Origin of the sequence: Sphingomonas folli (assembly GCF_019429525.1) — a bacterium.
GTDB lineage: Bacteria > Pseudomonadota > Alphaproteobacteria > Sphingomonadales > Sphingomonadaceae > Sphingomonas > Sphingomonas folii.
On record NZ_JAHXZL010000011.1, the window covers coordinates 1 to 22,785 of the forward strand.

Genomic DNA, 22,785 nt, shown 5'->3' on the forward strand with positions numbered 1-22,785 from the left:
TCCATACAGGCCAGCAGCCGTGATGATGGCTGCATCACAGGCCGGACACACGGAAGCACCTGAACCCGCGCGATCAAATCTCCCGAACACCCCCTTGTATCCGGTGGGGCGTCCACACACGGACGCTCGTTCATACCCGCACTCGACGTTCGGGGCGTTCTGCAGAGGCGTCCGGTAGGCCTTTTTGAGCGATTAAGCGGCGTGCCAGGGTACTGCTTGTGGACGCTAGCGGGCGCAGGGTCACCGCCGCCCGATCTTTTTGTCAGCCCATCGCAGGAAGGTCTCCATGTTCGGTGCGTCCGTATGACCACCCTCGTGCTGGCGCCAAGCGAGTTCGCCATCAAGAAGGTCGGTAGTCGGAGGCGGGATATCGACCGTCCTGTAGTCATTGCCGCGACCGAGATCCCGCTTGTCGAGCAGGGTCCAAGCACGCCCAGCAGCAATCGTCGCCATGTAGCTGCCTTGCTGGTCGAGCCACGCTGCGTCGCCTTGCGCTGGGATGCCGTAGCTCACGAACGCCAAGCGCGGCGCGACGAGCGCCAGCAGTTCATGTGCGTCGACCGGTATGTCCGCCGCCGTTTTTCGGCCTAGCCGTCCCCGCTCCGTGCCGTACTTGAGGAAATTGCCGGCCATCCAGTGGTAGCTGCCGGCGCCAGTCAGATTCTCGACCTGTTCGCCCAAGTTGCGGCGGTGTGGCTTCACGCCACCCTCACCCGACGAGCCGATCAGAACCATCGCGAACCGCTCGTCGAAGGCTGCGGCGACGAGCGCTGCTTTACCCCAACGCGACACGCCCTCGACGCCGACGTGCGCCGCGTCGATCTCCGGGCGCGTAGTCAGGTAATCAAGAAGCCGACTCGCGCCCCAGCCCCAGGCCCGCAATGCGCCCCATTGCTCCGGTGTACGCGCCCGCCCCTGATTAGTGAGGCCGATCACCCCCTCTCGCAGGCCGGCGCCATCGTCGGCCTGGATGCTCGCGGTGTCGAGCAGCGCCACGCCCCAACCGTCCGCTGTGAGCTTGGTCACCCGATCGTCGCGGGGTGGAGTCGGCGGGAAGCTGCCGGGCTCCACGAATGCCAGCCCGGGATGCGCAGCGAAGATCGATGCAAGCGATGGATCGCGCTGGAGCAGAAGCGCCTTCATCGCCTTGTCCAGGCGAGCGGCCTCGCGGGCGTCGGGCTGAGAGGGCGCGGGATACCGTGCCGGCGCGAACATGATGAGCAGGGGGACAGGTCCCTTCGCGTGGGCGGGCAGGACGAGCGTGGCCTTCATCTCGACCGCGATCTGCGGCGACGCTCGATTGTCGAGGTGCCCGATCAGCTGTTGCGCGATCGCCGGCCGTCCTCCGATGTACTCACGATCGGCGCTGTCGACGCGCCAGGTGACCGATGGCGCGGCGGGAGGAACGTGTCCGTAGATCTCGCGCTCGAACAGCTCGACCAGCTCAGGCCGGCGCTCCCGCTTCCACATGGCCGCGCTGGTCACCGGGCGACCGTCCTGCATCGTCAGGAGATCGGGCCAGACCGGATAAGGGTTCGCCCTGGCTGGATCGTAGTTGGCCGCGTTCGGCGCTTCCGGATCACCGCTGGGGCCGGGGCGCAGTTGCACGATGCCCAATTGCCGCATCATGTCGTCATGGTCCTGTTTGGCCGTCCTAGGCACTTCTCCCGCGGTCGAAAGGAGCAGAGCCGCAAACAGAAGTCCGCTGGTTCGCCAACCACCTAGCCGCATCCACTACTCTCCTAGGGCGCTCGTTATCGCAAAGCGGCAAGGTACTGCCCGCCTGTAGAGCTGCAAGCCCGCCTGACGTTCTACAAATCCTTCTCGTTCCGACGCCTCCGCGTGCGCTCCGTAAGCGAAGGACTCGAGCGGGACTTGCCTATCGTCCCCCAAACCAAATCCGTTCGTACCTCAGCACCGACGGGACAGCACACCGTGGCGACGACCCTATGCGGCCGTTCAGATGCGCCTTGTCGCTCGCCACTTCCGGTCACTCGTTCATCTCGAATGAGGCGGAGTTGATACCCGTATAGCTTGGCAACCGGAGGCTAAGCCCGGCTCGCGAACGCTTCCTCCAGCATACCGAGCGCCGCACGCACAGCTGGGTTGACCCGGCGGCTCTCCGGCCAGAGCGCAGTGATATTGTTACGCTCCACCGCGAAGTCGGCCAGCACAGGGACCAGTTCTCCCCGCTTGACGTATGGCGCCGTGACGAACATGGCGCCCATGCCGATGCCGGCACCGGCGGCGAGCATGGCAACGAGGGCCTCGCTGACGTCGACGGTCAGTGTGGAGGGCGGAACGACCTCGACCACCTTGCCTTCGATCCGAAAAGGCCAGCGCAGCGGTTGTCCGGTGCTCTGGTAGCGCAGCGTGACCGTATCATGATCGGCCAGGTCGTCTGGGTGCGTCGGAATACCGCGCTGGGCGAGGTAGGCAGGAGATGCGAAGCAGCAAAGCTGCACGGGCGCCAGCTTGCGCGATAACAGTTGCGAGTCCGCGAGATCGCCGATGCGGACGGCGATGTCGATGCCCTCCTCGACGATGTTCACGAAGCGGTCGCTCAGCCGCAGATCGATTGACAGTTTAGGGTATCGGCGACGGAATGCAGGGAGCGCCGGCGCGATCACGTGCACCCCGATCGGCAGCGAGGTCGCGATCCTCAGGCTGCCCGACGGCTCCGATCGCGTTGACGCCGCCACCTGCCCGATCTCCTCTGCGTCGCGCAGCAGCCGGACCGCCCGATCGTGGAGCTCGCGGCCTTCTGCGGTCAGCGTCAACGAGCGAGTTGTACGCGTGAACAGCGGAACGCCGAGCTGCTTCTCGAGCCGCTGGACGCTCTTGCTCACCGCCGAGGGTGAGATCGACAGCGACTGTGCAGCGGCGGTGTAACTGCCCAGCGTTCCCGCGCGCGCGAACGCGAGGAGGCCAGTGAGCCGTTCAAGCGCTATCTGTTCCTTCACGGCATCACTGAAGCGCCACTTACCACCATTATCAACCCCGCCAGGCGATCGTACCTCGTGCCGCCCGGACATGACGAAGGAGATGGCGGTGAGCGAGACGATGATGGCCGTACAGCTGCACGCATTCGGCGGGCCCGATGTTTTGCGCTACGAGGAGGCGCCGCGCCCGGCGGTCGGATCGGGCGAGGTGTTGGTCCGGGTTCACGCGGTCGGCATCAATCCACCCGACCTGTACCTGCGCGACGGCTACCGGACCATGCCGCCCGAGTGGCAGCCTCATCCTGCATTCCCGATCATCATCGGCACCGATGTGTCGGGTGTCGTGATCGACATGGCTGATGACGTGGCGGGCTTCGCCGTTGGGCACGAGGTCTTCGCGATGGTGCGCTTCCCACAAGACCTGATGAAGGGCAGCGATGCCTATGCCCAATACGTCAGGGTGTCCGCCAAGGAACTTGCGCACAAGCCCGCGGGGATCGACCATATCCACGCGGGCGCTGCCCCCATGTCGCTGCTGACGGCATGGCAGTTCCTGATCGACCTCGGCCATGACGCGCCTAATCCGTTCCAGTCGTTTCGCCACGAACCCGTGCCGCTTGCGGGCAAGACGGTGGTGGTCAACGGCGCCGGCGGTGGAGTGGGTCACCTGCTCGTCCAACTCGCCAAATGGCAGGGCGCGCACGTCATCGCTGTCGCGGCGGGTGAAAACGCGACGCTGATGCGCGATCTCCATGTCGACCGGTTCATCGACTACACCGAGCAGGCCGCCGAGGAGGTGATCCACGACGCGGACCTTGTCGTCGACGCTGTCGGCGGCGCCAGCATGGAGCGGTTCCTCCGCGTCCTCAAACCCGGCGGCGCGCTGTTCCTTGTCAACCCGCTTGGCTTCACGGGCCATGACGAGGCGCGCGAACGCGGCATCACCGTGTCGTCCACCCAGGTCCGCTCCAACGGGCCGCAGCTCCAAGAAGCGGGGCGCCTGCTCGAACACGGCACGGTCCGCGTTGTAGTAGACAGCCACTACCCTCTGGCCAAGGCGGCACTCGCCCACACGCGTGCCGCCAAGCGTGGCATCCAGGGCAAGATCGTCCTGGCTGTCGCCTGACCATCGCACCCGCAAGCAGGAAGCGCCCTCCCATGCTGATCGTCACCGGCTACATAGCCGTTCCCTCCTCTGATCTCTGGCGCTTTGTGGAGGAGGTCAGCCATCTCGCGAGCGTCACGCGGCAGCGCGACGGCAACCTATCCTACGACGTTGCCGTGCTCGATGCGGCAGGTGGGCGGCTGCTGGTAGCCGAGCGGTGGCGTGACGAGGCGGCACTTGCCGCGCATCTGATGGCCAGCGAAACGGTCGCCTTTGTCTCCCGGTGGCAGGGCCAGATGTTAGGAGACGTTCGCCAGTACGACGCGCGAAACGAGCGTCCGATCGCCACGACATGAGGCGGCGTGCTTGTTCTAAGCCGACAGTAGGACAGAAGGCTCAGGAGGGCAGACCCAGGACCGGACGCTCAGGCTGTCCTCCCCGATCGCGAACTCCGGACATCCGTTCAGGTGCCGATTAACGGCTGATATTGGGCCGTTAGCTGACTAGCAGCTTTCGGATCACGAGCGGGCGAGAGCCGCCGTTCGGTAGCGCGTTCACGGGGGTCAGTGCGCCGTTAAGAACCTGTTAGCGTCGTGCCGTTCTCCCAAGGCTCGTCACGGCAGCGACGAAGGCGGCTTTAACATCCCTGGAACCCGGAACGTGACTAGATAACGTGGCAGCTCGGCATCCGTCGGAACGAAAACGTCCAGCCAAAAACATTCCTCGAGGCTGGGCGGCGGTCCGACTCGGTCGGCAAGTTCAAGGATACCAAGGAAGCCCAGCCTCACCCCCGTCGCCTGATACGTTGCGGCTTGGCCGCGGTAGTTCATCGCCACCGATGGATCGACCCGCCCGCTATGCTTCTTGAGCTCGATAATGAACCGAAACGCTCCAAAGCCGATATAGAGGTCAGTACGGCCCGCTGCGACTCCGGTAACCTCGGACCTTACGTCCGCCGCAGACATATTGCCCGCGAGCCATTCACGTAGGTCGAACTGGAGGTCCGCCTCGCTGGCTGCCTTGGATCGAAGATACGCGATTCTAGTCCCTGCAGTGCGCTTGTCTGCGTCCTGGCGGTCAGAGCAGAAAGCAATGATCTGCAAAAGCAGATCATCGAAGCGTTGGCGCACGACGCCCTGATAATCCGGACATGCAGCGAGCGAGAACGCGATCTCTTCGAAGATGCGGTTGACCACCGGTCTTGCCGGCAACTCTCGCTGTGAGATATGAGCCGCCAATGCTGTTTCCAGCGCCTGCGCCAGATCAGCGGGGAGGTCTCGTCCTGCTTGCTCATCGGGGAGGACGCCGCTCAGCAGAGGGTAGCTGGCGTCCTCCAGCGCTATACGCGGGCGGTTCTCCGGCTGACGCGCCCGAATTGCGAGACGCAGGTTTTCCGCTGCTGGACGAAGCTGTGGATGCCAAGCCTTGTCCGCCAGCAGATCGTCTAAATGAGCGATCAGGCCCGCCTGCCGAACGAAGCTCGCCTCGATTCGTGGCGCGAATAATTGGTGCAGGTTCCTGCCAAGCAGGATCGTACGGTCAGCCTCGTAGAGGACGAGGACCTGTTCAAGCAGCTGCGCCGCATTGAGCCAGCTCGGACGGGTGAGGTTGACAGCGACTTGCTGGGCAATGTCCACGACCCTGAGCCACTCAACCTCGCGGTCGCAGCGTGGCTGCAGCCAGCTTGGCACCGGACCTACGGCAAGGAGGCCTTGCCGTTCATTTACCGCACGTTCGAGACCAGCGAGTAGTCCTTCGAGTTTCTTAGGGGCCATGCCCATAGCGAACCCCGCGAGCGTATCGACAATGGCGAGATAAGCTTTGGCGTCGCCCCTATCGGGGTCGGCAAGAAGCACCGTTTCGAAGAGCTCGCGGGCGACAGCCATGCGTGCAAGGGCGTCGTCCAATGAAGGCGCGTCCAGAGCTTCAGCAAAGCGCGCCAACGCCAGCTCGAACGCTGAACCGGGTGCGGCATCGTCCACGCATTGAAGCCGCGCCAATGTGTCGAGCAGCGGCCCCTCTCGCCAGCGGTGGAATGCCGCGCCGACAAGCACAGCGGCGTGCTCGGCAAACAAGCCGGGCTCCTCGGCGGTCAGCTCGGCCATGATGCCAAGCAACCGATAGCGCGCCGCGGGCTCAACTAGCGCGATGCGAAACAAAGCTTCCATAGCATAAGTGGCTAGCAAGGACTGCCCAACGGCGGCACGATCCTCGACGCGGAAAACCAAGACTGCGACGAGCGGGCGCGACAGCAGGTCGGCCAGCGCTTTGCTGTCCAGGACCAAGCCGAGGGCATCGCGAAAGCTGGCCGGCGTACGGCAGGCGGCGAATCCTTGCAGAAGGACCGGCGCCAATGCAGCACGATCGGCATCCGATGCCCGAGCTGTCGCAGCGACGAGAATGTCGAGAAACGGACCGGCGACGATTTGCGGCGCCGCTTCGATGATTGCCGTCACGCCGCCGAGGTCCTCGAGCGAGGCAGAATCCTTCGACACAGCTCGCTCGAGGCGCTCGGCGACACTCACGGGCAAACGCGCGCGGCCCGCTTACCACACATAGGCATCCCCAAGCGCCACGCGGCAACGACCGGCTTTCAGCTGGCTCAAGATCGCGGTCGGATTTGCGCTCGCGACGAAGATTTGGAGTCCGGCGGTTTCGCGGGCGATCGTCTGAAGCTCACCAATCAGTGCGGTGAAGTCGACGTCGCTCACTTCCTCGGCTCCGGGCGAATCGACGATTAAGAGGCCCGGATGGCGCCCGACGCCGCGGGCTTCACCGACGCGCAGCAAGGCGATCGCGGTCGCCAGCCGGAGCCGGAGCCGCTCGCCCGCCGTCACTCTCGAGAACGTATCCTTCATGCCACCCTTGGTCAGTGCAAGGGTTGCGTTGGTGTTGAGCGCAACCTGTTCCAACGCCTTGACACCGAGGCGCCGGGCTAGCTCAAGGATCTCGGCATTGAGGGCCTCGAGGATGTCGCTGCGCCCTTCTTCATAGGCCTTCTGCGTTTCCAAATCGGCGGCGACGACGAGCTTCAGGTCCGGATCGTCAGCCACTGGCGCGGCTGGTGTTTGGCGCTCGCGTATGGCGCCCTCGAGGCGTGCGACCTCCAATTCCGCGTGCCGTCGCTTCTGGAAATCCGCGCTGCGCAGCGCAGCATCGAGCGAAGCCTGTGCTTCCTGCCGAGCCTTCTGGTTTTCGGTTAGCTGGGCGAGCAGGCCTTTGGCGTGCAACTCGACATGCGCCGCGGCCTTTGCCGAGGCCTCCATGCGAGCCTCGGCTTCGACGATCGTTTCACTGGCACCTTCGAACTCGTCAATCGGGATGTGCTCGGAGCATAAAGAGCAGCTCAGTGTCACGCTTTCCTGCTTGAGCTTGGTCGACGCCACTTTCGTCTCGCACCTGGGGCAGCAGGTCGGCTCAAGTCCATTAAAGAACTGGCTCGCGACGATGTTCTCGCGAAGATCGCGCAAGGCACGGTCATCCTCATTGGCGAAACCACGCATCGTGCTCGCTTCGGCCTGCGCCTGAGCGAGCTTTATCTGCAATTCCGCTCCGGTCGCACCCAGCTTTGCGACCGCTTCCGCGCGCTGCTGGAGTTCGGCAGCACTGGCCAGTTCGGCAGGCAAGGCCGCGAGCACCTTGCGTGCTTCATCCAGATCTTTGCCAATGCGTAATCGCGCGACCTCGGCATCCAAAGCGCGCTGGGTCGCTGTCCGACTGGCTTGGTCGCGGCGTTGCTCCAACTCTTTGCGTGCCGTTCCCGTCTGCATCTTGGTGGTTGCCCAAGGTAAGCCGACATAAAGTTGTAAGATGCGCGCGGGCAGACCGGCCATCGCGATATCGCCTAGCAGGACCTTGTGGTCACCTCCGAAATACAGCCCCCCGGCCAGTGCCGACCAGCCATGCTCGACGGCCTGCTTTTCTCCCTCGCCGCCGCTCATGGAGGGCATCGGATCCAAATTCAACGCTTGCATCATAAAGCGTGACATGACCGCCGCGAAGCCTTCGCTGGTCGTGAACGGGTCGAGTTCGGTGGCACCGCCATCGGGGCGCAGGAGAAAAAGCCCGCCGACGGGCGTGGCATCGAAGACATCGAAGCGCACCCGATAAGGTTGACCATCGAGGGTGAAGTCGAGCGACACCCACTGGATCCAGCTTCTGACATCGGTCTGGAGGTTCTTCGTTACGCCCCGCAGGCACCAGAGCATGATCTCGAGCACCGTGGACTTGCCGGCGAAATTCTTCTCGCTGGTGATGGCCCACACGCCTTGGTCCAGATCAGCCCACTCAAAATCGATGTCGCCGCTCATTGACCCGCCCTTCGCGCCTTTGAAGGCGAGACTAGTGAGCGTCAGCGAGCGTGCCCGGCGCGCAGGTCGATCAGGCGAAATCCCCCAGCGGCGCAGGCGAAGCTCGGCGTCCTTCACCGGCAAGTCCGCTCGCGCGGCAACGGCTTCGATCCATTGTTGGGACATCAGCGGGCTAGCCTCCGAGTAGTGCTGCGAGGCGAGCGCGGACGCGCTCGGTGACTGGCACGATCACGCGCTTGAGCTCAGTCTCCTTATACTCAGCTTGCAGATACTGGCGATCCTTGAGTGCCTTGCCGCCCAGATCTCCGGCAATTTGCGCAACGATCTTCGCGCGGTCCCGATACCAAGCCAATTCCTCGGCGCTCGATGCGAGCGTGTCCATGGCGGCCCGTCCCTTCATCGTTAGGAGATAATGGTGCTCCTGAACCTTCCCCGGCGTTCCGCTCCGGCGGATAATCACGAGATCGGCCACGCGCAGGATTGCGAGCGCATTGTCGAGTGGCTCGAAGGCGCCGAAATGATAACGGATCATCGGCAGCCGGCGCAGGTCAGGCTCGCGGTCCTCGAAGACGCGACGAGCCAGGTCAAGCAGCTCCTGCGCGCCCGTTGCCTCGAACTCGTTGAGCAGTTCATTCGCCAGATAGTCAGGGTTCCGCATCCAGAAATCGAGCGCCTGAAGCCGTGACTGGGAGTGGAGCACCGCGACAACGCTTGGCCCCCATGCACCAGCGGCGACGGGGGAACTGGCTGCATTGATGCTGGCAAGAAGGCGTACCGCGCTCTGCCTGTCCGATGCCTTGGCAATCTCTGACACGATGCCCGATGCTCCCACCCAACTGGTACGATGGTGGGTGCGCTGCTGTTTGGCAATGCTGATTGATCGCAAGTGACGCAGCCTGGTACGAGCGCCCGGATCTGGCGATAGCTGTCGTTAAGCGAAATGGACCCGGAGGATCGCTTCTTTCCAAACGTCGCCATCAAGCCTTACGAGGCGGCGAATGAGGCGCATTGAGACACTTTGTACATCGGTGTACATCGGTGTACATCGGTTTTTAGCGCGGCAACGACGAGTTAGGTCGACTAGGCACGATCTTAGAACCGTTTATTAGGCCGGTTTGGATCAGATTCGAAGCCTGCTTTTCGCACCAGGGCGCACTAACATCACTGGACAATCGCTGCCGCGCAGATGATCTGGAACGATGAACCGCAGAATTTCACAAAAACCAACGCGGGTCGGGGCCACGCCGCGTTGGCGATCCGTCGATGATTGCCGCTGCTAAGGCGCCGGATGGGCCGCGGCCCGTCGTGGCCTTTGTTGCCCCGGGACGGCCGCCTTCCTCGAACAAGACGGTAGGGAGGCATGGCGAACGCGCCAAGCTCGAGTACTCCCGGCGCTACATCGCTGCCGGTGGCACAAAATCTGACGAGTTCTCCTACGCAGCCGTGTACTACTTCGTTCCTGGGTATCGCCCGAGCAACGACGCCGACGCGGGGAACGTACACAAGCGAGTCCTCGATGGATTGCAGGGAGCGGCTTACGAGGACGATCACGTCGTTCGAATCGTCACGGCAGGCGTGATCGACTACGGCCCGACGGCGAACGGCCCGCTTCGGCTGGAGGAGATTGATCTCACGCGTGTCCCGCCCAGCGCGCTTGAGGAGCTGGCGACGGCCATCGCCTCCGCCAAGGATCACTTCCTCTATGTAGAGATCGGTCCGCTGCGGCCGGCGATGATGGCGTTCGGAATAGGAGATGCGGTTTGAAGGTTCAAACCCAAGGTATAGGCGGCGTGTTCCTGGAGCACGCGGCCGCGGAGGAGTTGGCCTCGAAGCTGGCCAGTAGCGGTTGGGAGGTTCAGCGCGAAGCCCCTGTTGGTGGGATGCGCGTCGACTTGATCGCCCGTCGCGGCGAGGAGATCGTCTTCTACGAATTTAAGCTGGCCGGTGCGAGCGCTTACGATGGCTGGGCGTCGCAGCTGCTGGCTTATCAGAAGCTCGCCCGGCAGCATGGCGCCGCGTTTCGCCTGATAATGGTGCGACCACCGCGACAGATGGAACTTGAGATCGATGGGGTGGAGCGCATGCTATTCGAGTTCCTCCTTCAGCATCCTCCCTCAGAGGTATCTGACATCGCTGGCCACACGCTGATCGACGAGGTTGTCGGGGTGGATCTGGACTCGGTTCGGATCAGCGGCACGACCGCTGATGTATCCGGCGATGCAAGCTTGGCAGTGACACTGCAGACCGGTGCTGGCGAGGAGATCGGCGCCGAGCTATTTCCCTTCGCGTTCTCGGCGAGGCTCGATTTGGTGGCGCAGCGCGCTGACGAAGTGGACGTGCTCAAGGTCGATTTGTCGAGCTGGTATGGCGACGAGCCGGATGACGACAACGATGGGCCGACAGATAATGCGTCATCCAACGAGGACAGAGACCGGTTCTGACGCGGCGATGCGGGTAACCCCAATGGGTGGCTCCTGACGAGACCAGCCAAGCGGCATGTCACGACAAGGCGGCCGCTTAGTTCCAACGTCAGTCGTTTGCAGCCGCGACTTCAAGCATGTGAATCGATGGCAGCTTTCAGGAGCGCGCCGACTTGATCTGAACGACCGAGATTGGGGCGCGTAGCCGTCGCTCTCGTTGCTAGCCTGCAGACGGCCGCTGCGGGCGGGCGGGCGGGCGGCGGCAGCCGGAAAAAAGGTTGACGCCGGTCTACGGGAGACCGAGCTAGCGCGAACTGGAAGCCTTGGGGAGCCATACGCTGTCCCAAACCGTCGAGAAGTTGACTAGGAGCCATTCGTACCAGCTGGCCGGATCCGGATCGACGCGACGCATCTCAGGCTCGATGGCGGCGGCGCGCCCAATCGCCTGTCGCACGGTCCGCGTCAGCGCCGGCACCAACTCTTCGGTGACCTCGCCCGAGTCCCACCAGCGCCAGCCGCCGGCATGCGCGCCGACCACGTTGCGGACAAAGGAGCCTTCCATCGCCGCGCCGGCCGCCGACTGTTTGAGGCCGAGCGCCACGCACAGTTCGGCCCTCGTCGCCTTGTTCGTCAGCCTACCGCCGCGCATCAGCATCGTTGCGAGAGCCTGCAAGGCACAGTCGAGCGCGACAACGGCCTCCAGCTCGAAGTCATGGGCGAGCAGCGACTGGGCGCGGATAAAGTGGAAGACGGCCTGATGAATCTCGGGGTCGAGCGTATTCGCCGTTGACCAAACCGAACGGACCCGACGTTCCCTGGTCGACGCCCCCCCCCCAGTGAACCTTGGCCTCTCGCTCCGCCGCGTCGAGCATCCGTACGACCGGGGGCGCCGGCCTGAACCCCGGGCTGTAGAACTGGTTCGTCCCGCCCGGTCCAGAGGGATGCAGCACCCTTCCGTCCCGATCCCACGCGGCCATCAAGATCCTCGCCACACGCGAGCGGTGAATATACTGCCTTGCATAGTGCAGGAACCACGTTAGGTGGTCACGCGCCGTCTCGTCTGAAATCACCTCGCGCCAGCCCCGCGCCCAGCCCGGGACAACGGTCGTGACCGCCAGCATCGTCTCGCATGGATAGGCACGCCATGTCCTGGAGCGCAGCCCGAAGTCGAGACCCGCGGTATCCCTGAGCACTACTGTCATGACCTCGAACCACGCGTCACGTTCGGCCAACTCTGCCAGCATCGCATCGACGGAACGCGACATCGCGGCCCGCGCGCCCGCGGAAGCCTCTGCGTCGTCGACCCACCGCATGATTGCGGTCTTCGCCCTCGCGCGCAGCGTGCGGAGTTCGGCGTCGCTTCGCAGCGCAACGTCCTCAGCTCGGAGACCAGAAGCAGGCATCTGGTACTTACCTCAAATAATCGAAGTCCTCTGAACAAAGGGCGGCTTTCCGGGATAACGCTGCCGCTCGTCGAACGGCCGAAAATCGGGCGCATAGCTCAAGCGCCTTCTCTGGGCGGTAGTGGCCCGTTTTTCTACAGACTCCGCTGGTGGCCTACGGTGCCACAGTGACCTTGCTGGGCACGCCACAAATGACCCTAGCAAAATTGCGTAACCGGGACAGATGCTGCTGAAACGTCTCTCGGTCGAGAGCTAGTGCCGTTCCACTCACGAAAACGAACTTACCCGGCGCAACTCCGTTAAGCCTATTAATCGCGGTTTGGTTGTAGGCTTTCGCACCGTGCGAGATTATGTTTCTAGCGACAAACGCATGAACAACATTTCCGACGCCACCTGGCACTATCGTCCAATCACGCCCAACCACATTAAGAATGGCGCCGCCCCAAGATCCGACGTTGCAGCGCATTATATATTGCTCGGCGGCTTCATGTATAGGGCTAGCTTTATCTAACCCGCCAAATGCCGATCTTGGGATTCCTCTAATAAGTAGATCAGCAACGATCGTGCGGCCAAACTCTTCAACTAATGAAGCATGAGCGGTCAGAAGTAACTTATAGAGATAAGTCTCGTCGGTAAGAGCATCAACGAAGTCATCGTAACCGCATTCAAACCGTGTGGGGCCGCGTTCATCAAAGATCTTCGTGTTCGCAACGTCTCTGATTGGCAATTCCATAAAGCTCTTTCGGTAGCTAGAAAGAGCCATTTCGCAAGCAAGACGAAAGCGAGTGAGATCCCGCCAGCGACCCCAGACATCCTTGATCGACATTTTGCCCCCATCCGTTCGAGAGAGCGAGTAACAGCCGAACGCAGGGCACGGCTCTAACAACGCCTCAGATCGATATCTCTGCGATCACGTAGCCCGAATTGCCCCAGATCGGATAGTGGATGAACGTCGGCTTCTAGGACGGCGGCCCTGCCGGTCGAGTGACTGAAAACGGGGCGCATAGTTGCCGTCGCGAGCCTCATGAACGAACGGCCGCCTACTCCACCTCAGCGTCCGAAAGCGGACAGACGGCTCTCCACCCTCGGCAGGCGCTCGAGTCCCCTTCCCTGCCGCCTGAACGAACGGCCGGTTTTCTCGGCCGACCGCCCGAAAGCGGCCGTTCCGCTATCCACCCTCGGCCGGCGCTCGAGCCCCCTCCCCTGCCGCCTGAACGAACGGCCGGGTTTTTTCGCCGACCGCCCGAAAGCGGACGGGCAGCTATCCACCCTTGGCAGGCGATCGCGCCTCCTCCCCTGCTTCCTGAGCGAACGGTCGGTTTCCCCGGTCGACCGCCCGAAAGCGGACGGGCCGCTATCTATCCCACGGAAGGGCATGAAGCACCCGCCTTTAGCGCTCAAACGTCCGTCCACCCGCCGCAGTCGTTGCTGCGAACACTGCGCTGCGGCGGATAGGATATCGATATCGATATCCTATCCGTTTCTCTCAAATGATTGCGTCTGACGCTTCACCACTAGCCATATGTGCGACAAAAGCAGGTCACGAGCCCTCTCCAGAACGCTTGTCCTCGATCAAGCGGCAAGAGCTCGTCGCTTCAACAGCTGTCGCCAGCGCCTCTTTTTGGCCTCTTCGGCTGGCGCAAGCGCGGCTTGGTAGAGCCGCAGGATGAGGTCACCGGCAACGGGCACAGCGGCATGCTCCGCACCCAGGAAGGCCAGCTCACCGCTGTGGCGCACAAGCGCGATCGGCCAGCCATCCCCATCTTCCGAAATCGGCAACCCAGCATCGTCTCGGTAGATCTCGACCACAAGGGACGCGCCAGCCTCCATCAGCTCTGCCAAGCGCAAAAAGGTCATGCTCTCGCCGATCACGATCTTGCCGCGCCATTCCTTGGAGGCCTCGTAGCGGGTCCCAGCGCCCTCCGTGGCAAGCTGGTGAACGCGCTCACGCCCTAACTCGGGAGCGAACCGTGTACAGACAAGCGCATTGTAGGCGTCATCCGGTGTGGCTGCGAGCACCTGCTGAACGTCGCGCAGGTCGACCACCTCCTCGCCGATCACCGACAGCACCTCGACCCGCAGCGTACTGAGCCCCGCCAGTTTAGCGGCTCTGAGTGCTAAGGCCGAACGGTCGACCAGGATCACCGGGACTCCGGCTCCGTGAAGCACCTCCCCGAGCCTAACCGTCCATCGCGAGGCACCGACGATCAACAGGCCGCCCCGGCCGCCAGAAGCGAGCTTCAATCGGCGCGCGAGCGGCGCAAGCGACAGGCCGTGAAGCAGGACGGTTGACGCGATCACCGCGAACACCAGCGGCAGGACGAGGCGCGCGTCGGAATAGCCTGCCTCATTAAGACGTTCGCCGGCTACGCCTGCGATCGCCGCGGCGACGACCCCGCGGGGTCCGATCCAACCCACCAGGAGGCGTTCGCGCCAGTTCGCTCGAGCACCAATGGTAGCAAGCCAGATCGCGAGCGGCCGCACGACGAACAGGATCACCAGCGTGGTCAGCGCGATTGGCCAGCTCAGCATCGCGACCGTTGTGCGATCGATGTTGGCGGTAAGTAAGATGAAGAGCCCTGATACGAGGAAGACTGTGAGCGACTCCTTGAAACGGCGCAGCTCCTGCAGCCCGGTCACGTCGATGTTGGCGAGCACAACGCCAAAGAGGGTTGCGCCGACCAGGCCCGTCTCGGGTTGGATCGCCTCCCCTGCTGCATAAACGCCAAGCGCTCCGGCCAACAGAATAGGCGTCTTGAGGTACTCCGGTGCCAGGTCGCGAGCAAAAAGGGTGCGGATGCCAAACGGCACGACCAGCCCGAGTGCCGCCGCCAACCCGGCGCCGAGCAGCGTATGCCAAGCCAGATGCACGATTGCCGCACTACCGGTCATCGTCGTCGATAGCGTGAGGTAGCTCAGCACCAGCAGCGTCAGCGTGGCACCGATCGGATCGTTGACTATGGCTTCCCATCGAAGGAACGCCGCTGCGCGTGGCTCGAGCTTGGCCTGCCGCAGCAGCGGCATGATGACGGTCGGGCCAGTTACGACAAGTATGGCGCCAACGAGGATCGCGACCGGCCACGACAGGCCTGCGACCCAATGTCCAGCAAGCGTCCCCATCAGCCAGTTGAGCGGCAGTGCGACTGCCACGAGACGGGCGATGCCGGAGCCGGCCGAGCGCAGCTCTCTCAAGTTAAGGTTCAAACCGCCTTCGAAGACGATGATCGCGACCGCCATGCCGATCGCCGGTCGCATGACCTCTCCCAAGGCAGCCGACGGGCGAATGACACCCCCGATCGGCCCAAGCAGCGCGCCGATCACCAGAAGCGGGATGATCGCCGGAAGGCTCAGCTTCCAGCCGAGCCACTGCCCGAAGACGCCTGCAACAGCGATGCCTACCACCAGCAGCAGTATGGTATTTTCCAACGTTGTCCCCCCTGATGACGCGGGCTCTCCCCGAATGACATGCAGAAGCCACGGCAGCGAGGAACGTTGCTAAAGTGTCTTGCTTCGGGCGAGCAGCGGCCTGCCACGGCTTTCGCCGCTACGATGGGCTCGGCAGCCAAGAAGGCGGATATAGGCGCTCCCCGCCGTGGCTCGAGGGCGATCTGCGACGAAGGCTCACAGTTACAGTCCAAAAGCGGGGAGATGATCAGATCAAAGCCCGCAGTAAGCAGCGACGTGGGTGCCTGAGGTTCGTAAAACCGCACCAAGCGCGCTTCATGGTGCCTAGCGAAGGTGCCAATCACGCTCCTTTTTCAGTAGCATAGCTAGGAGGAGGGGGTGAAGCCACTGAGCAGACCGCGCTTCACTGATACTATATTTCTTACAATTCACGCCACGCGGCTATCTCACTAACAAAGACGTCTATGACGTTCCGGATTATATACGCGAGCCGCGCTACCCGCTCCTATGACAGAAGAGAGATGCGAGATCTGTGCATTCGGTCTTCCAAGCGCAACCGAGAGGATGGTATAACCGGGCTGTTTCTCTACGACGGTGTACGGTTCCTACAAGCAATCGAGGGAGACGAAAGCAAGGTTAAGGCGACTATGGCCCGAATCGCTGCAGACGACAGGCATAGTGATATCATCTACTCTTTCTACGAGGCAGTCACACATCGAGAGTTCTCAGACTGGTCGATGGAAATACCGATTGAACCCGGCGAGGATGCCAACACATTCGTAAGCAAGGTCAAGGCCGACGTTCGGCTTGTCACCGACATACGGTTACAGGCGCAGTTCATCGGTTTCGCTAAGTTGGCAGTTACAGCTCGCCACCGCATTGTTGCGTCCGGCTAAGGTTCTTCTAGGAAGCGTTCTGGCTCTCGATCGCTCGAGACCACACAAACGCTCAACATATTGGCTAATCACCAAGCGCGCGGCGCGCCACCGACCCTTTTCGCTGCAGCCGCCTCGACCTCGTTCAAATCGCTTTGCGTAAGTACGCCCGCAGCCAGGACCTTACGCATCAGTTCATCGAGCAACGCCGCTAGAAAGTGCACTTCAGCTCGCTCCGACTCCGTATCTTCGCCTTCTGAGTTTACCTGCATGCAAAAAGGTCCTTTGGAAAGAAAGTTGTAGACCATGGCTGTCGAGCTAGGCTCCCCGCCCGCTTCCTAGCCGCCCCCCCGAGATCAACGTATCCCAACAACCTTGACAGGACGCGTCACGCGCAAGCGGAGCTCTGGATGCCTTCGCCGTGGAGCGAGGTTTGAGGATCGCCGCACGCTACGTTGAGAATGAGAGCGGGGCTAAGCTGCACCGGCCTGAGCTGTTCCGCTTGCTCGCCGACTGCGAGCCTGGAGACGTGTTGCTGGTGGAGCAGGTTGACCGGCTGTCTCGTCTCACCTCCTCAGACTGGCAGCGGTTGCGCGCCTCGATCGACGCGAAAGAGGTTCGGATCGTTGCTCTCGACCTCCCGACATCGTGGAGCCTGACGGCCCCGGCTGACGAGTTCACTGCCCGCATGTTCTCGGCAGTCAACGCCATGATGCTCGATGTCCTCGCGGCGGTCGCGCGCAAGGACTATGAGGATCGGCGTCGCCGGCAAGCCGAGGGCACTGCCAAGGCGAAGGCGGCCGGGCTCTATAGAGGCCGGCCGGCGAACAAGGCCCGGAACGCCGCAATCTCCTCCCTGCTGAGCGACGGACGCAGCTGGCGGGAGATCATGGATGCGACCGGATGCAGCCGCACCTTGCTGGCAAAAATCGCTCGCGATCGCCGGCTGCTCAAAGCCGAGCCGGATGCCGAGACGATTAGCTAGGTATGGGCGGGCGCCCTCCCCTACCCCGCCTCATCATTCCGCTCTCACCACCTGTCCGATCTGGGTGGTGCCAATGCGACATGTTCAATGGTGCCAGCGGCAAGCCAAAATCGGCACTGTCAGGCAGGGTATAGTTCGATGAACGTTAGCCCTTACACAGACGTCCGAGGGCGATCCCGCGCTTAAACTCGCAAAGGCGATATCGTCGAACAGCGCCGCACAGGCAGTCTTTATAGGTATCGATTGTTATGACCTGCCGCGAAAGCACCGAGCGCAGTCGATAGGCGCGGTGACATCGCCTAATTAGTGGCGAGCGCCCTAACGAGTAATGGCGCCCTTTCATGACCAACCAGACTATGAAGATGCGATCGCAAGTCAGGACACATTCTCAACACACACTCTATGGCAGCCGCTCTCGTCCTCACGCAGGGATGCCGGCAAATGATAGGAATAAGAAGGTCAACTGCATCTTTGATACCAATAACCTCCACCATCTTTATCATTTGGACCCTAGTACTTGTCGGGCCATTTGCGTACCCCGAAAGTTTCTTTTTATCGATGTCGAAAAAGCACTGCTGGGTCAGCGCCTGCGCGTTCGTCACACATAACAGGTTTATAGATATCGATGGGCTCTTCGGTGGTATTTGAGTATAGATGTCACGGGATTTCTCAAAAAGTATCAAATCATCTGGAGTAAGATTCATCGTTTTTACGTGGGTGATCTCTACACTTTCACCTTCCACTAAGCTTAGGTCTCGAGTTTCGTATGAAAATATATCAGTCCTATATCCTAGTCCGTAGTAACCTGCCGTAAGAAAGTCGAAGTTGTGGTCATGTGGAACGTCGTAGGAGTAAATGTCAGCCTCATAGGCTGTCGAGCCGTTTATTGCTTTAAGTGGCTTCCATAGGTTGGCACGAACGAGAAGGCCGCCCATTTTGGCCGTCCCGAGAAGAAAAGTCGCGTCGGTATACTGGTTTTTAGGTTGCACCTGATCCAAGGAGGCCTTCAAGGGGCCCAAAATGTGGTCATTCAATAAGGAATTGTTCAGCGTCAGCCGGTATAGCATCTCCGCGGAAGCTGCAAGGCTATCGAGGTCCTGCTCGTCCACGTTGTCGTTGACCCAGGAAAGATAGTCTGACAATTCCAAAGAAATCCCGGACGAGAATGAGAAGAAGCGGGCCATCAAATCACTGCCTTCATCTGTCGGTTGCGATTAAAATCTCGTTTGCGGCCAAGCGCACGTGTGGGTGAGGGTCGTCTAGCATCGATTTAAGTATGTCAGTCGCTAGTGCACCATCAATACTACCCAGGCTTTGTACGGCTTTCCATCTCACAAAATGCAACCGGTGCTTGGAAAGCTCAGCGAGGTGCAGCGTCGCCGTATCTAACGACATTCTCTCGCCTGCAAATGAGGATATTAAATCTATGATAGTTTCGAACCTTCCTAGTGAAGGAAGGCTTACGCTATGATAAAGAGGCGTTAGACCTGTGGAATCAAAGGTCCATTGGAAATCCAGGGTCGCTACCTCGCGCAACCTTAAAATACAAACTAGGCCACTTTGTTCTGTCAAGTATACTGATCCGGCACTATATCGATGAGACTCGGATTCAGGTTCCATTTTATAATGGCCAGAGAATATCAGCCTTATATCTGGATCAAAAACAGAGACATCGGTGCCGCTTGGTAAGCGATACTCTTCAATTGTCAGCGTAGAGCCTCGATTGATAACAGCCTGAAGTCCGTTCTCGAGGGTCGTGGCGATTGTCTTTGGCCGAGAGGTCTGCTGATCCGTAGGGCTACCATCAACCAACTGGATGGCGACAAGAAAACTTTCGTTTATAAATACCGAGAACGACGAACCAATAGTCTGATCGAAGCGAGAAGGGGGACGGCTTACTAAGCTATCTAGGTATGCAATGTATATTCGTTCGTATTCCCTTGATCGCGCAAAGGCATCAAAGAGCCTGTCAATGTTAGGTATGTCGTCGAGCCGTGATGCTCCCGAACCTAGGGACTCGGCGAGGCGCGCTAGATTGGGTAGCTGTAGATCCTGTGAAAGAACCAAGGACGGCGCCCTAGTGAGGCGAAAACTCATGGCAATCCTCTACCTAGAAGCGCAACGGGCACGATCGATCTTTTGACTCGACCGCGCCCGCCCTAATTACATAATCATGCCGATGAAGATTGCGGCCGGGATCAATGCGAGGTGCAGGGTCGCGCCACCGGTTCCGGCAGGAGCAACCGAATGCTTGAGGTCGCGAATGATAAGCTTTTTCATCTTACTTCCTTACAGCTGTGTAATGCAATAGATCAGAACAAACAGCCGCATGCGGGAAGAATGCTATCCTCCGCCACTCGAAGCGTCCACTCCGCACTATTGGCCCGAACGTCTTGACCGAGCGATATTCGACAAACTCGTGCCAAGTGATGTCGTCAACCGGCTCGTTACTCGAAAATGAGCCATCGGTATGGTTTCCAAGTTCCTGTCAGAGCGTTAATAGGAAGATGGTGTGACCCAGTTTGCGGATCGCGGGTTGCAAGCGGGGGTTGGGTGATTAGTTCAGCGTGAACAGCCTACTGGATGGGTGCCGAGGGAAAGCTATTGGTCGCGCCATTCTTTGCTCCGCCCAGTGCAAGATGCGCGTGCACATACATCATTTAAACTGGGCGATTTCTGTCGAGCGCCTTGTTTTGCGAGAGGGTACCTTGAAGGACGAGAGCAAGAACTTCGTGCTGTTCGCGGTCATCGCCGCGCTCATCCTGTTCGGATGGCCGCTGGTGCAGAGCCGCTTCTTCCCGACGGCGAACCCGCCCGCGACCAAGGTCGTGGAGGGCAAGTCGCGCGCGCTGCCGCAGCCCGGTGCCGACCCGACCGCCGACTCACCCGCCGCGCTGCGTGATCGCCGGCAGGTGCTGGCGGAGAGTCCGCGCGTCCGCATCGAGACGCCCGCGCTGAAGGGGTCGATCAGCCTCAAGGGCGCCCGGCTCGATGACCTGGTGCTGACGCGCTACAACGAGACGGTGGCCGCCAACTCGCCGCCGATCCGCCTGTTCTCGCCCGCGGGCACGCAGGACGCCTATTTCGCCGCCTTCGGCTGGCGCGACGAGGGGCTCCGCCCACCCGCGGCCGACGCTCTGTGGACCGCCTCGGCGCCGGTGCTGACGCCGGGCAAGCCGGTGACGCTCACCGCCAGCAACGCGCAGGGCCAGCGCTTCGCGATCGAGCTGGCGGTGGACAATGACTATCTCTTCACGGTCAAGCAGACCGTCGCCAACGCCGGGAGCGGCGCGGTGCCGGTCGCGGCCTATGGCCTCGTCAACCGCATCGGCGTGTCCAAGGACCCCGACAGCTGGACGATCCACACCGGGCCGATGTCGGTCAACAACGGCGCGGCGCATTACAACCCCAACTTCAAGGACCTCGCCTCGGGTCCGGCGCGCTTCACCAGCACCGGCGGCTGGCTCGGCTTCACCGACAAATATTGGCTCGCGGCGATGGTGCCCGACCAGGGCCGCGCCTTCGACGGCCAGTTCCGCGCCGGGCCGAACGACAGCTTCCAGGCCGATTTCACCACCGCGCCGCAGCTGCTGCCGCCCGGCCGTCAGCTGAGCCAGACCGCCAAGCTGTTCGCCGGCGCGAAGGAGGTGAAGCTGCTCGACCGCTACACCGACACCGGCGCGGTGACGAAGCTGGACTATGCGATCGACTGGGGCTGGTTCCGCCTCGTCGAGAAGCCGATCTTCTATTACCTCGATCTGCTGTTCCGGCTGATCGGCAACTTCGGCGTCGCGATCATCATCCTGACGCTGACGATCCGGCTGCTCGTCTTCCCGATCGCGCAGCGCCAGTTCGTTTCAGCCGCTCAGATGCGGGCCCTGCAGCCTATCATCAGAGAAATACAGAGTAGAAACGGGGATGACAAAGCTAAGCAGCAGATGGAAATCGTGGCCCTTTACAAACAGAAGGGAGTTAGTCCCCTCTCTGGCTGCATCCCCGCAATAATTCAAATTCCGATTTTCTACGCGCTGTACAAGGCACTGTTGCTGACGATCGAGATGCGCCACCAGCCGTTCGCGCTGTGGATCAAGGACCTGTCCGCCCCCGACCCGGCGACGATCCTCAACCTGTTCGGCTATATCCCGATCACGCTGCCGCATTTCCTCGCGATCGGCGTGGTGCCGGTGCTGCTGGGCATCTCGATGTTCTTCCAGTTCCGGCTCAACCCGGCGCCGATGGACGATGCACAGAAGCAGGTGTTCGCGATCCTGCCCTGGGTACTAATGTTCGTGATGGCACCGTTTGCGGTCGGGCTGCAAATCTACTGGATCACTACAAATTACATTTCGATTTTGCAGCAGAGGATGCTTGCTGCTCAGTACAACGCTTCGGGGAGCAATTAGGAAGCGGGTGCGGAGCGGCCCTTTCGTAACGGCATCGCTGCTCTGCAGTCCATGAGAGGGCGTTAGCTGGTGTAAGGACAGCGGGTTCGTAGCTCGCCGTCCTCCCTCCGTCTTAACGTCGCAGTGAAATTGATCGACTTCGCGGTGGTGCGTTTCGGGTATACCTCAAGAGGACCACGACCGAGTTGGCTGAATGCTGGGGCGGAGGGGCAGGGCGGTGAGGTGCAAGTGACGGCGATGACCCGACGCTGCTGCTGATTCAGAGCAGCAGCTCAACCACGTCGGTCAGCTCGTCCACGTGAAGCTGCGCGGGCGGATGGTGATTGGGCCACGGTATGCCGCGTCGTAACCAGATCGCCCGCATACCCGCGGCCTCGGCGCCGAGGATATCAACCGTGGGATTATCCCCGATGAAGAGGCACGACTCGGTCGCCACGCCCAAGCGCTCGGCCGCGCGCCGGAACAGGCGAGCGTCGGGCTTTCGCAGGCCTTCGGCCTCCGACACGAGGACCGCATCGACCGCATCACGGATGCCGATCGTCGCGACCGTTCGTGACTGGAAGTCTGTCCATCCGTTGGTAACGATCCCAAGCTTGAACCCTTGACGGCGTAGCGCGGCGAGCAGGTCTCCAGCGCCTGCCATCGGGCAGGCGAACTCGTGGTAGCGCAGGCTGTACTCGGTCGCCAAGTCAGCCCCCGATGGCTCATCGATGCCCAGCTCCACCATCAGCTTCGGGTAGAGGACCGCCTTCGACAGCGAACCGTGCGCGTCGAGCCGGGTGAAGCGCTCGACGAACGTCTCCTCCTCTACCCGGTCCAGAAACCATCGCCGGTGCTGATCGATCAAAAACGCGCGGAGCGACGCCGCCCGGTCATGCAGCGTCTCATCGAGATCGAAGAGGATGGCAGCGGCCATCGATCAACCTGCCCGCATCGA

General features: G+C 61.5%; 18 protein-coding genes. 7 read left to right on the forward strand and 11 right to left on the reverse strand.

Features of this window, described 5'->3' with window-relative positions:
• Nucleotides 1-240 precede the first annotated feature (240 nt).
• Together KZ813_RS15840 and KZ813_RS15845 are read right to left on the reverse strand one after the other, a co-directional pair.
• A complete protein-coding gene (locus KZ813_RS15840; RefSeq protein ID WP_219755963.1) occupies nucleotides 241-1,629 on the reverse strand; it encodes a glucuronyl esterase domain-containing protein in 1,389 nt (462 codons plus the stop codon).
• A 419-nt stretch (nucleotides 1,630-2,048) separates the two neighbouring features.
• On the reverse strand, nucleotides 2,049-2,963 hold the full coding sequence (locus KZ813_RS15845; RefSeq protein ID WP_219755964.1) for a LysR substrate-binding domain-containing protein: 915 nt from the start codon (nucleotides 2,961-2,963) through the stop codon (nucleotides 2,049-2,051).
• A gap of 70 nt (nucleotides 2,964-3,033) precedes the next feature.
• Here KZ813_RS15845 and KZ813_RS15850 point away from each other — a divergent pair, with 70 nt between their 5' ends.
• A complete protein-coding gene (locus tag KZ813_RS15850; protein WP_258046866.1) occupies nucleotides 3,034-4,068 on the forward strand; it encodes an NADP-dependent oxidoreductase in 1,035 nt (344 codons plus the stop codon).
• A 32-nt stretch (nucleotides 4,069-4,100) separates the two neighbouring features.
• Nucleotides 4,101-4,403: a putative quinol monooxygenase gene (locus KZ813_RS15855; RefSeq protein WP_219755965.1), complete on the forward strand. Its 303-nt coding sequence runs from the start codon at nucleotides 4,101-4,103 to the stop codon at nucleotides 4,401-4,403.
• Between the two features lie 258 nt (nucleotides 4,404-4,661).
• On the opposite strand, the gene KZ813_RS15860 is transcribed toward KZ813_RS15855, so the two are convergent.
• Genes KZ813_RS15860 through KZ813_RS15870 form a run of 3 tightly spaced genes read right to left on the reverse strand, consistent with a single transcriptional unit; the run spans nucleotide 4,662 to nucleotide 9,243 of the window.
• Nucleotides 4,662-6,572 (reverse strand): hypothetical protein, encoded by a 1,911-nt coding sequence (locus KZ813_RS15860; protein WP_219755966.1) that lies wholly within the window; start codon nucleotides 6,570-6,572, stop codon nucleotides 4,662-4,664.
• Nucleotides 6,573-6,593: 21 nt separating this feature from the next.
• A complete protein-coding gene (locus KZ813_RS15865; protein ID WP_219755967.1) occupies nucleotides 6,594-8,522 on the reverse strand; it encodes an SMC family protein in 1,929 nt (642 codons plus the stop codon).
• A gap of 7 nt (nucleotides 8,523-8,529) precedes the next feature.
• Complete coding sequence (locus KZ813_RS15870; protein WP_258046867.1) at nucleotides 8,530-9,243, reverse strand: hypothetical protein; 714 nt, start codon at nucleotides 9,241-9,243, stop codon at nucleotides 8,530-8,532.
• Nucleotides 9,244-9,620: 377 nt separating this feature from the next.
• On the opposite strand from KZ813_RS15870, the gene KZ813_RS15875 reads away from it, so the two are divergent.
• A complete protein-coding gene (locus tag KZ813_RS15875; RefSeq protein ID WP_219755968.1) occupies nucleotides 9,621-10,121 on the forward strand; it encodes a hypothetical protein in 501 nt (166 codons plus the stop codon).
• A gap of 26 nt (nucleotides 10,122-10,147) precedes the next feature.
• Nucleotides 10,148-10,798: a pPIWI-associating nuclease domain-containing protein gene (locus KZ813_RS15880; protein ID WP_219755969.1), complete on the forward strand. Its 651-nt coding sequence runs from the start codon at nucleotides 10,148-10,150 to the stop codon at nucleotides 10,796-10,798.
• Nucleotides 10,799-11,081: 283 nt separating this feature from the next.
• Here KZ813_RS15880 and KZ813_RS15885 read toward each other — a convergent pair whose 3' ends face one another.
• The 3 genes from KZ813_RS15885 to KZ813_RS15895 form a co-directional block, all read right to left on the reverse strand.
• Nucleotides 11,082-11,432 (reverse strand): hypothetical protein, encoded by a 351-nt coding sequence (locus tag KZ813_RS15885; protein ID WP_219755970.1) that lies wholly within the window; start codon nucleotides 11,430-11,432, stop codon nucleotides 11,082-11,084.
• 902 nt (nucleotides 11,433-12,334) lie between these two features.
• Nucleotides 12,335-13,006, reverse strand: coding sequence for a hypothetical protein (locus KZ813_RS15890; protein ID WP_219755971.1), 672 nt, complete (start codon nucleotides 13,004-13,006; stop codon nucleotides 12,335-12,337).
• 746 nt (nucleotides 13,007-13,752) lie between these two features.
• The gene (locus tag KZ813_RS15895; RefSeq protein WP_219755972.1) at nucleotides 13,753-15,606 is read right to left on the reverse strand and encodes a cation:proton antiporter; all 1,854 of its coding nucleotides are present in this window, start codon (nucleotides 15,604-15,606) and stop codon (nucleotides 13,753-13,755) included.
• A 443-nt stretch (nucleotides 15,607-16,049) separates the two neighbouring features.
• Here KZ813_RS15895 and KZ813_RS15900 point away from each other — a divergent pair, with 443 nt between their 5' ends.
• Complete coding sequence (locus tag KZ813_RS15900) at nucleotides 16,050-16,481, forward strand: BLUF domain-containing protein (RefSeq protein ID WP_219755973.1); 432 nt, start codon at nucleotides 16,050-16,052, stop codon at nucleotides 16,479-16,481.
• Nucleotides 16,482-16,549: 68 nt separating this feature from the next.
• Here KZ813_RS15900 and KZ813_RS15905 read toward each other — a convergent pair whose 3' ends face one another.
• Entirely contained in the window at nucleotides 16,550-16,768 is a 219-nt protein-coding gene (locus tag KZ813_RS15905) for a hypothetical protein (RefSeq protein ID WP_258046868.1), read from the reverse strand.
• A 98-nt stretch (nucleotides 16,769-16,866) separates the two neighbouring features.
• Between KZ813_RS15905 and KZ813_RS15910 the strand changes: the two genes are divergently transcribed.
• Nucleotides 16,867-17,445, forward strand: a complete 579-nt coding sequence (locus KZ813_RS15910) for a recombinase family protein (RefSeq protein ID WP_219756098.1) — start codon at nucleotides 16,867-16,869, stop codon at nucleotides 17,443-17,445.
• Between the two features lie 299 nt (nucleotides 17,446-17,744).
• Here KZ813_RS15910 and KZ813_RS15915 read toward each other — a convergent pair whose 3' ends face one another.
• On the reverse strand, nucleotides 17,745-18,629 hold the full coding sequence (locus tag KZ813_RS15915; protein WP_219755974.1) for a hypothetical protein: 885 nt from the start codon (nucleotides 18,627-18,629) through the stop codon (nucleotides 17,745-17,747).
• A gap of 1,524 nt (nucleotides 18,630-20,153) precedes the next feature.
• On the opposite strand from KZ813_RS15915, the gene yidC reads away from it, so the two are divergent.
• A complete protein-coding gene (yidC, locus tag KZ813_RS15920; protein WP_258046869.1) occupies nucleotides 20,154-21,848 on the forward strand; it encodes a membrane protein insertase YidC in 1,695 nt (564 codons plus the stop codon).
• Between the two features lie 259 nt (nucleotides 21,849-22,107).
• Here yidC and KZ813_RS15925 read toward each other — a convergent pair whose 3' ends face one another.
• Nucleotides 22,108-22,764: an HAD family hydrolase gene (locus tag KZ813_RS15925; protein WP_219755976.1), complete on the reverse strand. Its 657-nt coding sequence runs from the start codon at nucleotides 22,762-22,764 to the stop codon at nucleotides 22,108-22,110.
• Nucleotides 22,765-22,785: the final 21 nt, after the last annotated feature.

Excerpts from the sequence above, each read along its gene's own strand:
- KZ813_RS15840 (WP_219755963.1), bottom strand. The coding sequence starts at position 1,629 with ATGATGCGGCAATTGGGCATCGTGCAACTGCGCCCCGGCCCCAGCGGT.
- KZ813_RS15850 (WP_258046866.1), top strand. The coding sequence starts at position 3,034 with ATGACGAAGGAGATGGCGGTGAGCGAGACGATGATGGCCGTACAGCTG.
- KZ813_RS15855 (WP_219755965.1), top strand. The coding sequence starts at position 4,101 with ATGCTGATCGTCACCGGCTACATAGCCGTTCCCTCCTCTGATCTCTGG.
- KZ813_RS15865 (WP_219755967.1), bottom strand. The coding sequence starts at position 8,522 with ATGTCCCAACAATGGATCGAAGCCGTTGCCGCGCGAGCGGACTTGCCG.
- KZ813_RS15875 (WP_219755968.1), top strand. The coding sequence starts at position 9,621 with ATGATTGCCGCTGCTAAGGCGCCGGATGGGCCGCGGCCCGTCGTGGCC.
- KZ813_RS15885 (WP_219755970.1), bottom strand. The coding sequence starts at position 11,432 with ATGCTGATGCGCGGCGGTAGGCTGACGAACAAGGCGACGAGGGCCGAA.
- KZ813_RS15890 (WP_219755971.1), bottom strand. The coding sequence starts at position 13,006 with ATGTCGATCAAGGATGTCTGGGGTCGCTGGCGGGATCTCACTCGCTTT.
- KZ813_RS15900 (WP_219755973.1), top strand. The coding sequence starts at position 16,050 with ATGACGTTCCGGATTATATACGCGAGCCGCGCTACCCGCTCCTATGAC.
- KZ813_RS15905 (WP_258046868.1), bottom strand. The coding sequence starts at position 16,768 with ATGGTCTACAACTTTCTTTCCAAAGGACCTTTTTGCATGCAGGTAAAC.
- KZ813_RS15915 (WP_219755974.1), bottom strand. The coding sequence starts at position 18,629 with ATGGCCCGCTTCTTCTCATTCTCGTCCGGGATTTCTTTGGAATTGTCA.
- KZ813_RS15925 (WP_219755976.1), bottom strand. The coding sequence starts at position 22,764 with ATGGCCGCTGCCATCCTCTTCGATCTCGATGAGACGCTGCATGACCGG.